This window comes from Aeromonas sp. FDAARGOS 1410 (assembly GCF_019048745.1).
Lineage (GTDB): Bacteria > Pseudomonadota > Gammaproteobacteria > Enterobacterales > Aeromonadaceae > Aeromonas > Aeromonas jandaei.
In genome coordinates, this window is sequence record NZ_CP077401.1 from 2,052,982 (window position 1) to 2,066,891 (window position 13,910).

General features: G+C 62.7%; 15 protein-coding genes. 3 read left to right on the forward strand and 12 right to left on the reverse strand.

What is annotated here, in order from left to right:
• Positions 1 to 37: 37 nt before the first annotated feature.
• Complete coding sequence (gene fur, locus I6L40_RS09725; protein ID WP_033113453.1) at positions 38 to 466, reverse strand: ferric iron uptake transcriptional regulator; 429 nt, start codon at positions 464 to 466, stop codon at positions 38 to 40.
• 243 nt (positions 467 to 709) lie between these two features.
• Here fur and I6L40_RS09730 point away from each other — a divergent pair, with 243 nt between their 5' ends.
• Positions 710 to 1,183, forward strand: coding sequence for a DUF4442 domain-containing protein (locus I6L40_RS09730; RefSeq protein WP_033113452.1), 474 nt, complete (start codon positions 710 to 712; stop codon positions 1,181 to 1,183).
• 69 nt (positions 1,184 to 1,252) lie between these two features.
• On the opposite strand, the gene fldA is transcribed toward I6L40_RS09730, so the two are convergent.
• From fldA to I6L40_RS09750, 4 genes are read right to left on the reverse strand one after another with little or no spacing between them, the layout of a single operon-like run.
• Positions 1,253 to 1,777, reverse strand: a complete 525-nt coding sequence (gene fldA, locus I6L40_RS09735) for a flavodoxin FldA (protein WP_033113451.1) — start codon at positions 1,775 to 1,777, stop codon at positions 1,253 to 1,255.
• Between the two features lie 39 nt (positions 1,778 to 1,816).
• Positions 1,817 to 2,113 carry a LexA regulated protein gene (gene ybfE, locus I6L40_RS09740; RefSeq protein WP_005334297.1) on the reverse strand — a complete coding sequence of 99 codons (297 nt, stop codon included), beginning with the start codon at positions 2,111 to 2,113 and terminating at the stop codon, positions 1,817 to 1,819.
• Positions 2,114 to 2,132: 19 nt separating this feature from the next.
• Complete coding sequence (locus I6L40_RS09745) at positions 2,133 to 2,354, reverse strand: DUF2788 domain-containing protein (RefSeq protein WP_005334296.1); 222 nt, start codon at positions 2,352 to 2,354, stop codon at positions 2,133 to 2,135.
• Between the two features lie 55 nt (positions 2,355 to 2,409).
• Positions 2,410 to 3,174, reverse strand: coding sequence for an alpha/beta fold hydrolase (locus I6L40_RS09750; RefSeq protein ID WP_216995420.1), 765 nt, complete (start codon positions 3,172 to 3,174; stop codon positions 2,410 to 2,412).
• A 292-nt stretch (positions 3,175 to 3,466) separates the two neighbouring features.
• Between I6L40_RS09750 and seqA the strand changes: the two genes are divergently transcribed.
• Together seqA and pgm are read left to right on the forward strand one after the other, a co-directional pair.
• A complete protein-coding gene (gene seqA, locus I6L40_RS09755) occupies positions 3,467 to 3,982 on the forward strand; it encodes a replication initiation negative regulator SeqA (protein ID WP_042032419.1) in 516 nt (171 codons plus the stop codon).
• A gap of 58 nt (positions 3,983 to 4,040) precedes the next feature.
• The gene (gene pgm / locus I6L40_RS09760; protein WP_106843191.1) at positions 4,041 to 5,690 is read left to right on the forward strand and encodes a phosphoglucomutase (alpha-D-glucose-1,6-bisphosphate-dependent); all 1,650 of its coding nucleotides are present in this window, start codon (positions 4,041 to 4,043) and stop codon (positions 5,688 to 5,690) included.
• A 90-nt stretch (positions 5,691 to 5,780) separates the two neighbouring features.
• Here the strand turns inward: pgm and mltB are convergent, their stop codons facing one another.
• The 7 genes from mltB to I6L40_RS09795 form a co-directional block, all read right to left on the reverse strand.
• Positions 5,781 to 6,863 carry a lytic murein transglycosylase B gene (gene mltB / locus I6L40_RS09765; protein ID WP_042032420.1) on the reverse strand — a complete coding sequence of 361 codons (1,083 nt, stop codon included), beginning with the start codon at positions 6,861 to 6,863 and terminating at the stop codon, positions 5,781 to 5,783.
• Between the two features lie 132 nt (positions 6,864 to 6,995).
• Complete coding sequence (locus I6L40_RS09770) at positions 6,996 to 7,610, reverse strand: CDP-alcohol phosphatidyltransferase family protein (protein ID WP_071911963.1); 615 nt, start codon at positions 7,608 to 7,610, stop codon at positions 6,996 to 6,998.
• Between the two features lie 14 nt (positions 7,611 to 7,624).
• A complete protein-coding gene (locus I6L40_RS09775) occupies positions 7,625 to 8,263 on the reverse strand; it encodes an ATP-binding cassette domain-containing protein (RefSeq protein ID WP_071911965.1) in 639 nt (212 codons plus the stop codon).
• A gap of 23 nt (positions 8,264 to 8,286) precedes the next feature.
• Positions 8,287 to 9,963 carry an ABC transporter permease gene (locus I6L40_RS09780; protein ID WP_071911745.1) on the reverse strand — a complete coding sequence of 559 codons (1,677 nt, stop codon included), beginning with the start codon at positions 9,961 to 9,963 and terminating at the stop codon, positions 8,287 to 8,289.
• Positions 9,963 to 11,147, reverse strand: coding sequence for an ABC transporter substrate-binding protein (locus I6L40_RS09785; RefSeq protein WP_071911743.1), 1,185 nt, complete (start codon positions 11,145 to 11,147; stop codon positions 9,963 to 9,965). The genes I6L40_RS09780 and I6L40_RS09785 overlap by 1 nt, the downstream gene beginning before the upstream one ends.
• Positions 11,148 to 11,152: 5 nt before the next feature.
• Positions 11,153 to 13,321 carry an FAD-dependent oxidoreductase gene (locus I6L40_RS09790; protein ID WP_216995360.1) on the reverse strand — a complete coding sequence of 723 codons (2,169 nt, stop codon included), beginning with the start codon at positions 13,319 to 13,321 and terminating at the stop codon, positions 11,153 to 11,155.
• The gene (locus I6L40_RS09795; protein ID WP_071911739.1) at positions 13,321 to 13,899 is read right to left on the reverse strand and encodes a carboxymuconolactone decarboxylase family protein; all 579 of its coding nucleotides are present in this window, start codon (positions 13,897 to 13,899) and stop codon (positions 13,321 to 13,323) included. The genes I6L40_RS09790 and I6L40_RS09795 overlap by 1 nt, the downstream gene beginning before the upstream one ends.
• Between the last annotated feature and the right edge of the window lie 11 nt (positions 13,900 to 13,910).

Sequence of the window (13,910 nt, forward strand, 5' to 3'; positions counted from 1 at the left end):
GCTTTTTTATTGTCCGTGATCTGATGTTGCAGCCGACTCAGTCGTCGTGCTTGCACTCACCGCTGGCACAGTGACCGTAGAGGTAGAGGCTGTGGTTGGTGAGACGGATATTGTGCTTTTTGGCGATCTCGCTCTGGCGCTGCTCGATCACCTCGTCGGAGAACTCGATCACCTTGCCGCAGTCCAGGCAAACCAGATGGTCGTGGTGCTCCTGAGTCGCCAGCTCGAAAACCGACTTGCCCCCTTCGAAGTGATGGCGGGTCACGATACCGGCATCATCAAACTGGTTGAGAACGCGGTAGACGGTGGCGAGGCCAATCTCTTCACCCAGATCGATCAGGCGTTTATAGAGATCTTCGGCACTGGTGTGTTGGCAGTCCGGCTGTTGCAGGATTTCCAGGATCTTGACCCGGGGCAAGGTGATCTTGAGCCCGGCCTTTTTTAACGCTTGGTTGTTGTCTGCCATATTCTACTTATTCGCATTCTCGAAGGTGGGGTTTATTCTGATGGACTGCCGCGGGAATGGCAACCTTCAACTCGCTTGGCCTGTCATTATAGGTCGTAGCCTCCCTAAAAATAAACCCGCAAATTCAAAGGGTTTAGCCACTCATCCGGGTCTGGATTGAAATAATCAATCACCTTGATCGACTTGCCGGGATGGCAGATGTTGATAAGATGTAACTTTCACATGTCTGGTCGGATGAGATCCATGGATTGGCTTTTTGACAACGCGGCCTGGGTGCGCCGCGCCCTCAATGCCTGGCCCCCTTTCTGGGGCGCCGGTATAAAGATAGAAACCCTGAGCGATGATTTTCGCTACTGCCGGGTGACCCTGAAATCCCGCTGGTGGAACAAGAACGCCAACCGCACCCAGTTTGGCGGCAGCATGTTTGCCATGACAGATCCCATCTATCCGCTGATGCTGATGGGCTATTTCAAGAACCGTTATTACGTCTGGGACAAGGCGGGCAGCATCAACTACATCAAGCCGGGCAAGGGCAAGCTGGTGGCGGAATTCAACCTGAGCGACGGCAAGCTGGCCGAGATCGTGGCGGCGACCGAAGGGGGGATCAAGTACTTTCCCGAATTCGAGGTGACGGTGCAGGACGGTCAGGGGGAGCTGGTGGCGCAGGTGAAACGTACTCTCTATGTGCGGGCCAAGCCCGAGCACAGGGGAGAGTGAACGGCAGCAAATTGCAAATAGAACAAGGGCCCCGACGGGGCCCTTGTTGCTTCAAGCAAGGGGAGGAGATTACTCCAGCTCGCCCAGGCACATCTCTTCGTGCAGCTGCTTGCACCAGCCTTTGACTCGCTCGGCGGTCAGCTCCGGCTGACGATCTTCGTCGATGCCCAGACCGACGAAATGCTTGTCATCTACCAGCGCCTTGGAGGCTTCGAATTCGTAACCGGCAGTCGGCCAATGACCGATGATGATGGCGCCTTTGGCTTCAACGATGTCGCGCAGGGTACCCATGGCGTCGAGGAAGTACTCGGCGTAGTCTTCCTGGTCGCCACAACCGAAGATGGCAACCAGCTTGTTGGTGAAGTCGATTTCGCCCAGATCGGGGAAGAAGTCGTCCCAGTCGGCCTGTGCTTCGCCGTAGTACCAGGTCGGGATGCCGAACATCAGCAGATCGAAGTTCTCGATGTCGGCCTTGCTGCTCTTGGCGATGTCACGGACTTCAATCAGATTCTTGCCCAGCTCTTTCTGGATCATCTTGGCGACAGCTTCGGTGTTACCGGTATCGCTGCCAAAAAACAGACCTACACTTGCCATAGTGTTTAGTTACCCGTATTTGGTGTTAATGCTTGACGCTCAGACTGCAATATCCACCGCAAAGGCGGACTCAATCTGTTGCTTCAGGATAGATTGGATCAGCTCGGCTCGGCTGATGTTCTGTTGCAACGCAAGTTGGTTCAGGCGCTCCAGCAACTCGGCCTCCACCTTTAACTCTACCCGCTTCAGCCCATTCTCCCGATCGCGCTTAAGCTGGTTACGCTTGTTGATCTTGAGTTGGGTCTCGCGGGGGAGTGGGTTGGTCTTTGGCCTGCCGGGGCGCTTCTCGTTTGCGAACAGATCCAGTGTTGTTCGATCAGTTTGCTGTTTGGCCATACATCACAGATGAAAATTGTTAGCCTAGTCCTGAGCCTTCCCAGCCCAGTTCGATCAGCCCCTTGGCGACAAAACCTGCACAACCCAGAAACAGTACCAACCAGACGATGAAACGACCGAAACGGGGCACGTTGCCGCGTTTGAGAACGTCCTGAATGGCCAGGCCAATCAATATGAAAATGGCCACAAAGAATAACTTGAGGCCCAAACTTTCGATCAGGTCGATATGTTCACTTAGCATGGATTGCGCACACTCCTTATGACGGGCGCACTATATCACAAAGGATTTGGAACTGTTAACCGCCTGTGGACAGGAAATCCACAACCAGTTTGTTGAACAACATCGGTTTTTCCGCATGCAGCCAGTGGCCTGTTCCGGCGATGACGCGCACCTTTGCCGCCGGGAATTGGGCCAGTGCCGCCTCGCTGTATTGCGGCTGCATGTAATCGGAATCCCCCCCCTTGATAAAGAGCACTGGCCCCTCGAAGCGGCGCTCATCCTCGGGCCAGCCCATGATGTTGGCGTAGTTCTCCTCAAGAGCGGGCACATTGAAGCGCCACTGCCAGCCATCCTCGCCTTTGGCGAAGGATTTGAGCAGAAACTGGCGCACTCCGGCGATCTCGATATGCTCGGCCAGCATGCGCTCTGCATCGCTGCGGCTCTGGGGCTGTGCCGCCAGAGTGGCGTTGAGGCCGGCGAACACATTCTGGTGGCGGGAGTGGGGATAGGCGACCGGCGCCATGTCGGCCACCACCAGCCGGCTCACCCGCGCGGGCGCCAGCTTGGCAAGCTGCATCCCGACCTTGCCCCCCATGGAGTGGCCGACTATCGCCGCCTGATCCAGCCCAAGGTGATCCATCAGCGCGAGTATATCGGCGGCCTGCGCCGGATAGCTCATGTCGTCGCTGCGAAACGAGGTGCCGTGGTTGCGCAGATCGACGCTGATGACCCGATAGTGCTCGCCGAGGGCGCGGGCCAGCAGGCCCAGGTTATCGAGGCTGCCGAACAGCCCGTGGATCAGAATGACGGCCGGTCCCTGACCCTGCTCTTTGAAGTTCACTACGCTCTTTTGTTGCAAAATGACACCTTGTTCGGTCATGAGTGCGTTGCCGATATGATTTAACGCACTGGAAAGAAAAGGATTTCGTGTGATGAAGGGAAAATTTGTGTGGTTTTTTTTCTAAAAAATCCCTCTCAGATCGGCTATCAGTGCGGCCGATCACACACTTGGGCCGCTATTATGCCGTATTCTCGATGAGATTCATGTACATCTGCCAGCCCCTCCCTTGGGCTGTCGGGTTTGCCTATGTATAATCGCCGCATCCGAATTTCGACGAGTCCAGCGCATCCCTATGAAAACCATCGAGCTTGATGACGATCTCTACTTCTATATCGCCAGCCAGACCCGGCACATCGGTGAGAGTGCCTCCGACATCCTGCGCCGTCTGCTGGAACAGCCTGCTCAGGGGGCCGCGTCAGCCGCCGTTGCCGAGCCAGCGCCTGCGGCACCACACCGTGCCGTTGCTGCACCGCAGGGGCTGCAAGCCCTGCTCGACTCAGGCGAGCTGCAGCAGGAAGAGAAGTCCATCAACCGTTTCATGCAGGTGCTGAGTACCCTCTACCGGGACGATCCGGTCGGGTTTACCCAGGCCACCGAAATCAAGGGGCGCAAGCGCGTCTATTTCTCGCGGGATCCCGAGGCTCTGCGCGCCAGTGGCAGCACCACCAAGCCCAAGCCGGTACCGGAAACCCCGTTCTGGGTGATCACCAACACCAACACCAGTCGCAAGCAGAACATGGTCGCTCAGCTGATGAGCAGCATGGGTTACGGCGACGAGGTGATCGCGCAGGTGTGCGGCGCAATCTAACGGTTTTTCAAGACTCAGGCCTTGCCCGGCAAGGCCGCCATTACGCAAGGAAAACGCCATGGCTCAGCATTCCCACGCCGGTCAGCCGGCCCGTTTAAGCGACCTGACCAATATTCCCCGTCTGGTCAGCGCCTACTACCTTAACAAGCCGGACATGAGCCGCCCCGAGCAGCGAGTTGCCTTCGGTACCTCCGGCCACCGTGGCAGCGCTCTGCACAGTGCCTTTACCGAATCCCATATTCTGGCGGTGACCCAGGCCTTGGTAGAGTATCGCCAGCAGGCCGGTATCACTGGCCCGCTGTTTGTCGGCATGGATACTCACGCCCTGTCCGAATCCGCCTTTGCCAGCGCCGTCGAAGTGCTGGCCGCCAATGGCGTTGAAACCCGCATTCAGGCTGGCCTCGGCTTTACCCCGACCCCAGTCATCTCTCACGCCATCCTGCGCCACAATGCAGGCAAGCCTGCTGCCCGTGCTGACGGCGTGGTGATCACTCCGTCCCACAACCCGCCGGAAGATGGTGGCTTCAAGTACAACCCGCCCCATGGTGGCCCCGCCGAAGGGGAGATCACCAAGTGGGTGGAAGACCGTGCCAATGCGATTCTGGAAGCGGGTCTGGCCGGCGTGAAACGGATGCCGTTCGCCGAGGCGCTCAAGAGCCCGTTCGTGGCCCTGCACGACTATGTCACCCCCTATGTGGATGATCTGAAGAACGTGCTGGACATGGATGCCATCAAGAACGCGGGCATCAAGATCGGTGTCGATCCGCTGGGCGGCTCTGGTGTCGCCTACTGGGACGTCATCGCCAAGACCTATGGTCTGAACATCGAGGTGGTGAACTACAAGGTCGACCCGACCTTCTCCTTCATGACCCTGGACAAAGACGGCAAGATCCGGATGGACTGCTCCAGCCCGTTCGCCATGGCGAGCCTGATCGCTCTCAAGGACAAGTTCGACATCGCCCTTGGCAACGACCCTGACTACGACCGTCACGGCATCGTCACCAAGTCCGGCCTGATGAACCCGAACCACTATCTGGCGGTGGCAATCCAGTATCTGTTTACCCATCGCACCGGCTGGTCTGCCGATGCAGCCGTCGGCAAGACGCTGGTCTCTTCCTCCATGATCGACCGGGTTGCCGGCGAGATTGGCCGCACCCTGAAAGAGGTTCCGGTCGGCTTCAAGTGGTTCGTGGATGGCCTCTACAGCGGCGAGTTCGGCTTTGGTGGCGAGGAGAGCGCAGGCGCCTCTTTCCTGCGCAAAGATGGCACCGTCTGGACCACTGACAAGGATGGCTTCATTCTGGCGCTGCTGGCGGCAGAAATTCTGGCGGTCACCGGCAAGGATCCGCAGGCCCACTACGACGCACTGGAAGCCAAATTTGGCCGCTCCAGCTACCGCCGCATCGACGCCCCGGCCAACAGCGCCCAGAAGGCGGTGCTCTCCAAGCTGGATCCGGCGCTGGTGGAAGCCTCCACTCTGGCCGGTGAGCCCATCATCGCCAAGCTGACCAAGGCGCCGGGCAACGATGCAGCCATCGGCGGCCTCAAGGTGGTGACCGAGAACGGCTGGTTCGCGGCGCGCCCCTCCGGCACCGAGTCCATCTACAAGATCTACATGGAGAGTTTCAAGGGCGACGCGCACCTCGACCTCATCCAGCAGGAGGCCCAGCAGATCGTCTCCGCGGCACTGGCCAAGGCCGGGGTCTGATTTCGGGTCAATCTGCCGTGAATAAATAAAGTAATTGGTATAAAAAAGGAGCCGTTAAGGCTCCTTTTTTTATCTGCTGATCGCGGTTTGTCAGCGCGCCGCCTTCACCGCCAGCCCCAGCTGCCACACCGCCATGGCGTAGTGGGTGCTGTGGTTGTAACGGGTGATGGCGTAGAAGTTGGGCAGACCGTACCAGTATTGGTAGCCGGTGCCGACATCGAGGCGCAGCAGGCTCGCCTCGCTGTGGTTGCCAAGGCTGCTGGTTGGCGTCAGCCCGGCGCGACGCAGGGAGGCGACCGGGTAGCGGGTCTGGAAGCCGTGCTCATAGCCGGGCAGCTGTCCCTGACCACGCACCGCCACCGGTTGCCCCTTCTCCCAGCCGTGGGCCTTGAAGTAGTTGGCGACGCTGCCGATGGCATCCACCGGATCCCACAGGTTGGTGTGGCCGTTGCCGTCAAAATCCACCGCATAGCGCTGGAAGCTGGAGGGCATGAACTGGCCGTAGCCCATGGCGCCGGCGTAGGAGCCTTTGGGTTCGGTGGGATCCATCCCCTCATCGCGGGTCATCACCAGGAAGGCTTCCAGTTCGCTGGTGAAGAACTCGGCGCGGCGCGGGTAATCAAACGCCAGGGTGGCCAGCGCATCCAGAATGCGGGTCTTGCCCATCACCCGGCCCCAGCGGGTCTCGACCCCGATAATGCCGACGATGATCTCGGGCGGCACTCCGTAGATCTGCTCCGCACGATTGAGTTCGCTCGCGTATTCGCGCCAGAAGTTGACGCCGTTCTGTACGTTGTCCGGGGTGATGAACTTGGCGCGGTAGCGGTTCCAGGCGCCGGTCGGGCCGGTGGGCTTGGCGGTGGTCGGCGCCTGGGCATCCATCAGACGGATGATCCAGTCGTAGCGCTCTGCCTGCGCCAGTACCTGATGCAGCTGGGCGCTGTCAAAGCCGTGCTTCTCGACCATCTTCTGGACGAACCTGTCCACATTGGTGCGATTGGCGAAGTCCCCTTTGCTCACCCCCTGGCTGTAAACGGGGCTGCGCGACGGTGTCTGGTTGATGAAGGCGCTCTTGGGTTGGGGGACGACCACGGGCTTGGCAGCCGGCGTGCTGCTGCAGCCACCGAGCAGAGGAAACAACGACAGAGTGAGAAGAGAGGCAAGGCGACGCATAGGGTTCTCAAGGAGACTGATAAAAGTGCCGCCATGGTAAAACATTGTCATCCGGGCGCAAGTGTTCCGTGCGCTGCACCCATCGTCAATTCATCGCGTGATGGATTAGCCCTCCGGTGAGGGCGGCACTGGTTAGCACCGGGGGGGGCGTAGCGTGTGGTAACCGCTCCAGAGCCGGGTCAGGGTGGTGATGGCGCAGAGCAGGGCAAATCCGTAGGCGAGCGGGGCGAAGGCGGCGGGCCACAGGCACATCAGCACGAACAGGGCGATGGTCTCGCTCCCCTCGGTGAGGCCGCCCAGATAGTAGAGAGACTTGTGGTGGTAGACCGGATTGTCGATGCCCCGCTTGCCCGCCATGATGGCAAACGCCAGAAAGCTCGAGCCGGTGCCCATGAAGGCAAACAGCAGGGTGGCGGCGGGCAGCGCATTGGCGGGGGCGGCAAGGGCAAAGCCCAGCACCACGGCGGCGTAAAAGATGAAATCCAGCGTGATATCGAGAAAGCCGCCGCAGTCGGTGATGCCAGTTTCCCGTGCCACGGCGCCATCGAGCCCGTCCAGCAGCCGGTTGAACAGGATGGCCGCGAGCGCCCACTGATAGCAGCCCAAGGCCAGCAGCGGCAACGCCAGCATGCCGATGGCAAAGCCGGTGAGGCTTATCTGGTTGGCGCTGACCCCGGCGCGGCAGAGCGGTTTGGCGAGCCGGGTGAGGGGGCTGCGGATAACGGGGATCAGGTGGCGATCAAACAAGGTGAACTCCTCGGTCAAAAACGGGATTCGGTGAGCTGAAGTATGGTGCCCGGCGCGTCCTCTTCGTCGTGGGTCACCAGCAGGGCAGGGATGGCCAGCGCCTTGATCTGGGCGAACACCAGTTCGCGAAAGGCGGCCCGCAGCGGCTTGTCGAGGCGGGAGAAGGGTTCGTCCAACAACAATGCCTCGGGTTCGGCCAGCAGGGCTCGCAGCAGGCTGACGCGGGCCTTCTGGCCGCCTGAGAGCGCCCCCGGCAGCTTGTCTGCCTGACTTGTCAGATCCACCTGCGCCAGCGTAGCCACCGCCTTTTCTCGCCTCGCCCTGTGCCCCTTCACTCTGGCCGGCATGCCGAACATCAGGTTCTCCGCCACCGTCAGGTGATCAAACAGCAGATCATCCTGAAACAACATGCCGATGCGTCGCGTCTGGGGCGGCAAATGGGTGAGCCGGCGTGCGCCGAGGGTCACATCCCCCTCCAGCCGGAGCGGGCCGCTTGCGGGCAGTACCCCCGCCAGCGCCGCAAGCAGCGAGCTCTTGCCACAGCCGCTGGGGCCCATCAGGGTCAACACCTCGCCCGGCGCCACCTGCAGGGCGGGCAGCGAAAACAGCAGGCTCTCCTCCAGATAGAGGCGAAGAGGTGTGGTGCTCAGCATGGGGCTGTTGTCATGGTTGTTGTTCATCGTGAGCCGCCCCCCTTGAGCGCCGGATTGAGTTGCGCCGGCAACCAGAGCGCCAGCAGATAGATAACGAGCGGCAGCAGCAGTTGCAGCAGGCCGTAGAGGCCCGCCAGCCGCCGGTTGAGGCCGCTGCCGATGGCCACCGCCTCGGTTGTGATGGTGGCGACCCGGCCCGCGCCAAACAGCAGGGTCGGCAGGTATTGGGCCAGGCTCACCGCAGCCCCCACCGCAAAGGCAAACAGTAGCGGACGGGCCAGCAGCGGTGCTTTGATTTGCCACCAGGCTCTCCACGGGGTTGCCCCCAGCAGCAGGGCGTTCTGGGTGATCCGCGGGTCAAACAGGCGATAGGGGCCGTGCAGGCAGAGATAGACATAGGGAGAGACAAATAGCAGCTGGCTCCAGAGCACCCAGCTCCAGCCGATGCCATCGCCCCCCCATCCGAGACTGAACCAGTCCACCCCGAGCCGGATGCCGAACAGCAGGCTGGCCTGCGGCAGCAGCAGTGGCAGGCAGATGAGCCAGAGCGGCCAGGGGCGGCGGCGCGCCTGTGCCTCCAGACTCAGCACCGCCATCGCCAGCGCAATAGCCCCGCTCGCCAGCGCCAGCAGGATGCTGGAGGTCAGCAGCGGCAGCAGGGTTGGCAGCAGTTCCAGCCAGTAGTGACCGCTCCACTGGCTGGGCCAGAGGGCGGGAAAGGGCCAGCGGCGCGCCAGCGACCAGATCAGCAGCGCCCCCAAAACCGCCAGATTGATGGCGCACAGGGTCACCACGCTAAGCGTGGCAAGGGTGCGGCCAAGAGCGCTTGGGTTTGCTCGCCTGCCATCGAGCCTGCCGGGTTTGCCAAGGGTTCGATGGACCAGCTCCAGCAGCCACAGCAAGGCCAGCAGCAGCGCCGTGATGGCGAGCAGCAGCAGGGCGCCGCTGGCAGTGGCACCGCGCCAGACCAGATCCGGGGCCTGATACCAGAGCCACAGGCGAACGGCCAGCGGGGCGGGGGCATCGGGTCCGAGCAGCTGGGCCAGATCCACTACCGCCACCCCGTAGGCGGCCACCGCGTAGAGGGGCAGGCGCAAGGCAGGCCACAGTACCGGCAGTAGCAGGCGCCACCAGATCTGGGGGGCACTGAAACCCAGACTCACCCCCAGCCATTGCTGGCGTGCCACCCTGGCGGGGTCTTGCGCACCGAGTGCCATCAGCAGCAGGAAGGGGGTCTCCTTGAGGGTCAAGGCGAGAATGAGCCCAAGCCCGGCGGGATCGCGCAGGGTCTGCCAGTCGGGGGGCAGTTCAAATCCGGTGAGGGTCGGCGAGAGCAGGCGCAGCAACCAGCCGGAGGGGGCGAGCAGAAAGGCAAAGCCGATGGCAAATGCGACATGGGGCAGCGCCAGCAAGGGCGAGAGCAACCGACGCAGCCAGCCGAAGGCCCGGCTGTCGCTGTGGGCCAGCAGCAGGGCGGTCAGCAGCAGGCTGGTCAGGGTCGAGGCGGCGCCAATCCACAGACTCAGCAGCGCCGAGTGCCACAGGCCCGGTTGGGCCAGCAGCAATTGCAGATGGGGTCGGGTCAGCCCCTCAGCCAGCAGCAGCCACCCCCCCGCCAGCAATGGAAGACCAAAAACCAGAGCACACCCTGCGGTGAACAGGGGGCGCCAACCGAGGGGAGCGTAGCCAAACCGGCTCATCAGTGGCCGTAGCGCTCGGCCCAGGCGGCTTCGAGCCTGAGCTGCCAGCTGGGGTGGGGCTCTGCCACGGCCTTGAAGCGCAGAGCCGGTTGTCCCTTGGCGGGGGCCGGCAGGGCATCGCTGCGCAGCACGCTGGGATCACCCCAGTACGCCGGGTCGGCTTTGCGCGCCTGAGCGGCAGGGCTTAGCAGGAAGTTTGCGACTACCTTGGCCCCCGCGCGGGCGTTGGCGTTGAAGGGGATGGCAAGAAAGTGGCTGTTGGTGAGCGACCCCTTTGCCATGGCGACCGCCTCGACGCTGGGGGGCAGGGCACCAATCTGGGCGGCGCTCTGCGCCTCCTGCGGGTTGAAGCTGATGGCCATCGCCAGCTCGCCATCATCGAGCAGCTGGCGGGTTTCGGCGGCGCTGGCCGGAAACAGCTTGCCCTTGCGCCAGAGTGCCGGGTGCAGCTCATCGAGCCAGGCCCAGAGTGGGGCTGTGACCCTGATGAATTCCGCATCGGTCGCCTCCCGATAGAGAGGGGCGGGGTCTGGCGTCAGCTCCAGCAAGATCTGCTTGAGAAAGCTGGAGCCGTGAAACTGGGGCGGCTTGGGATAGGTGAAGCGGCCGGGGTGGGCCTTGGCCCACGCCAGCAGGGCAGCAGCCGAGGTGGGGGGGCTGGTGACCTCTTCGGTGTCGACCATCAGATTGAGCTGGCCGATGCCCCAGGGGGCTTCCAACCCCTCTACCGGAATGGTGAAGTCCTCACTCACCGGCAGGCTGATGTCTACCAGCGCCATGTTGGGCAGCTCTTGAGTAAAGGGGGCACCGAGCAGCCCCTGCTCCTTGAGCGCCTTGAAGTTCTCGCCGTTGACCCAGAGCAGGTCGATGGGGCCGCCAGTTTGCTTGCCCGCCTGCTTGTTGGCCAGCAGCTGGCTGACGCTCTGGGCGATGTCATCCACCTTCACCTGCACCAGCTTGACCTGATAGTCGCGCGCCAGCTCCTGCCCGGCCCACACCAGATAGGCGTTGATCTCCGGGCTGCCGCCCCAGGCATTGAAGTAGACGGTTTGCCCTTTGGCCTCATCAAGGGTCTGTTGCCACTGCGGGTTGCCGGCGGCGTTGGCCTGGGTGAAGAGAAGGCTGCCTGCCAGCAGGGGCAGGGCGCACAACAGCTGTTTGAACGAGGGCAATGAGTGTCGCATCCGGGTTACCTGGAGTTGGGTCTGGCGCCGCGGCGCCAGCGGTGATAACGGGTCAGCAGCGCCAGCAGGGTGGCGGGCTGACGGGCCCGTCGCCACTCGCCCGCCAGATACTTGTTCCCCTCCATCAGGGTGGGGTAGGCGTGAATGGTGGCGAGGATCTTGCCAAGGCCCAGACGGTGGCGCATGGCGAGTACGAACTCGGCGATCCGCTCGCCGGCGTGAGTGCCCACTATGGTGGCACCCAGGATCTGATCCTTGCCGGGTATGGTGAGCACCTCGATAAAGCCCTGACGCTCGCCATCGGCAATGGCTCTGTCCAGCTCGGCAAGCTCGAAGCGGGTCAGCTCGAAGGGGATACCCTGCGCCCTGGCCTCTTTCTGGTTGAGGCCGACCCGGGCGATTTCTGGCGTGGTGTAGATGGCGGCCGGCATGACCCGATAGTCGGCTCGAAAGCGCTTGAACGGGCTGAACAGGGCATTGACCGCGGCGTACCAGCCCTGATGGGCTGCGGCATGGGTAAGCTGGTAAGGGCCCGCTACGTCCCCCACCGCCAGAATGCTGGGGTAGTTGGTGGCGAGGAAGCCATCGACCGCCACCGTGCCGCGCGGTGTCAGCTCCACTCCCAGCTCTTCGAGCCCGAAGCCGCTGACGTTGGCGACCCTACCCAGTGCCAGCAGCAGCTGATCCCCTACAATGGTTTGCATCTCGTCGCCCCGACGCAGTTGCAGCCGGATGGGGAGATCTCCCTCAGCCGCAGGCAGATAGTCGGCTCGCTCGGCGCGCCAGCCGGTGAGCACCCGCACGCCGTCGCGGGCCAGCTGTTCCGCCAGCAGCTCGGCCACCTCCTGCTCTTCGCGGGGCAGCAGCTGATCCGAGATCTCTACCAGGGTTACGGGCACCCCTAGCAGGGCAAAACTCTGGGCCAGCTCGCAGCCGATGGGGCCGCCGCCCAGCACCAACAACTGGCGCGGCGCAGTGCGCAGCTGCCAGAGGGTGTCGGAGGTGAGCCAAGGCACCTGCTCAAGGCCCGGCAGCCTGGGCACCAGCGGCCGGGCGCCGGTGGCGATAACGATATGACGGCTGGCAAGGCGTTGGCCGTTCACCTCCACCTCCCAGGGGGAGACCAGCCGCGCCTCCCCTTCGATGCACTCCACTCCCAGCCCCTGATAGCGCTCGATGGAGTCGTGGGGCTCGACCTCCTTGATAACGCGGGCGACCCGTTCCATCACGGCGGCGAAATCGGCGCAGGTCTGGCTTGGGCAAAAGCCCAGTTCACTGGCCCGGCGCTGTTCGGCGGCAAAGCGGGCGCTTCGGATCAGCGCCTTGGAGGGGACGCAGCCGCTGTTGAGGCAATCGCCCCCCATCTTGTGCTTCTCGATGAGCGCCACCTTGGCCTTCACCGCCGCGGCGATATAGCTGGTCACGAGGCCGCCGGCTCCGGCGCCAATCACCAGCAGGTTGTAGTCATAGCGGGTCGGTTTGCGGTAGGGGGCGTGCAGTCGATACAGGGCGAGGCGCCGCTGCAGATCTTTAAGCAGCATCGGCATCAGCCCGAGCAGGGTCAGTGCCACCATCAGGCCGGGGGAGAGGATATTGCCGGTGCTGGTGAGGTTGGCAAGCTCGCTGCCTGCCAGCACGTAGACGAAAGTGCCGGGCAGCATGCCAAGCTGGCTCACCCAGTAGTAGGTGCTGACTCTGATAGGGGTGAGCCCCATCAGCAGGTTGACCAGAAAGAAGGGGAAGATGGGGATGAGGCGCAGGCTCAGCAGGTAAAGCGCCCCCTCCTTCTTCATCCCGGCCTGCAAGCTGGCCAGCTTGTCGCCAAAGCGCCGCTCGACCCAGTCGCGCAGCAGAAAGCGGGCGCTGAGAAAGGCCAGGGTCGCGCCAATGCTGCTGGCAAAGGAGACCAGCAGCAGCCCCCAGATGACGCCGAACACGGCGCTGCCGGCCAGGGTGAGCAGGCTGGCGCCGGGCAGGGAGAGGGCGGTGCTCACCACATAGACGGCGACGAACAGCAGGGCGGCGCTGATGAAATGGCGGTCGACCAGGGCGGCCAGCTCGGCCTGACGGGCCTGCAGCTGGGGCAGACTCAGGTAGTGACCAAGGTCGAAGGCGAAAAAGGCGCCGATGAGGCAACCCATCATCAGCACCAGCAGCAGGCGGGCTCCTCTCATCAGGCGTCCTTGCTATCCGGTTGCGGACGTTCTGGCTGCACCGGCAGTTGGCAGAAGCCCTGCGGGGCGATATCGAGGGCGGCGTTGAACTTGGCCGACATGTTCTGGAAGGCGATGAGGCCGGTCAGTTCCACCATGGCGTCGTCGTCGAACCAGGGCTTGAGACGGGCGGCCTGCTCATCGCTGACCCCATCGAGACCCGTCATCGCCTCGGTGTAGTCGAGCACGGCCCGCTCCCGCTCGTCGAACAGCGGGCTTTCGCGCCAGTTGGCGAGCGCCTCCACCTTCTCGCTGGAGCCCGCCCGCTTGATGAGGGTCATGGCGTTGATGTCGACGCAAAAGCGGCACCAGTTGAGCTGGGAGACTCGCACCGTCACCAGGGAGCGCAGCACGGGGTCGATGGGGGAGCGCTTGCGGTTGATGACGCCATAGAGGGTGGCGACGGCGGCAAACAGGCGCGGCGATCGGCCCCAGCACTTGCCCGGAATGAGCACCTGACCGTAGTTGCGCTGTTGCAGCCAGAAAAAGGGGCGGATGAACCAGGCATATTCCCGGTCGGGTTTCACCTCGACGCGCATTGCTGACCTTC

What these genes read in the sequence shown, in the direction of transcription:
- I6L40_RS09790 (WP_216995360.1), bottom strand. Translation starts at nt 13,321, where the DNA reads ATGAGAGGAGCCCGCCTGCTGCTGGTGCTGATGATGGGTTGCCTCATC.
- pgm (WP_106843191.1), top strand. Translation starts at nt 4,041, where the DNA reads ATGGCTCAGCATTCCCACGCCGGTCAGCCGGCCCGTTTAAGCGACCTG.
- I6L40_RS09785 (WP_071911743.1), bottom strand. Translation starts at nt 11,147, where the DNA reads ATGCGACACTCATTGCCCTCGTTCAAACAGCTGTTGTGCGCCCTGCCC.
- I6L40_RS09780 (WP_071911745.1), bottom strand. Translation starts at nt 9,963, where the DNA reads ATGAGCCGGTTTGGCTACGCTCCCCTCGGTTGGCGCCCCCTGTTCACC.
- mltB (WP_042032420.1), bottom strand. Translation starts at nt 6,863, where the DNA reads ATGCGTCGCCTTGCCTCTCTTCTCACTCTGTCGTTGTTTCCTCTGCTC.
- I6L40_RS09745 (WP_005334296.1), bottom strand. Translation starts at nt 2,354, where the DNA reads ATGCTAAGTGAACATATCGACCTGATCGAAAGTTTGGGCCTCAAGTTA.
- I6L40_RS09775 (WP_071911965.1), bottom strand. Translation starts at nt 8,263, where the DNA reads ATGCTGAGCACCACACCTCTTCGCCTCTATCTGGAGGAGAGCCTGCTG.
- I6L40_RS09730 (WP_033113452.1), top strand. Translation starts at nt 710, where the DNA reads ATGGATTGGCTTTTTGACAACGCGGCCTGGGTGCGCCGCGCCCTCAAT.
- fldA (WP_033113451.1), bottom strand. Translation starts at nt 1,777, where the DNA reads ATGGCAAGTGTAGGTCTGTTTTTTGGCAGCGATACCGGTAACACCGAA.
- fur (WP_033113453.1), bottom strand. Translation starts at nt 466, where the DNA reads ATGGCAGACAACAACCAAGCGTTAAAAAAGGCCGGGCTCAAGATCACC.
- I6L40_RS09795 (WP_071911739.1), bottom strand. Translation starts at nt 13,899, where the DNA reads ATGCGCGTCGAGGTGAAACCCGACCGGGAATATGCCTGGTTCATCCGC.
- ybfE (WP_005334297.1), bottom strand. Translation starts at nt 2,113, where the DNA reads ATGGCCAAACAGCAAACTGATCGAACAACACTGGATCTGTTCGCAAAC.
- seqA (WP_042032419.1), top strand. Translation starts at nt 3,467, where the DNA reads ATGAAAACCATCGAGCTTGATGACGATCTCTACTTCTATATCGCCAGC.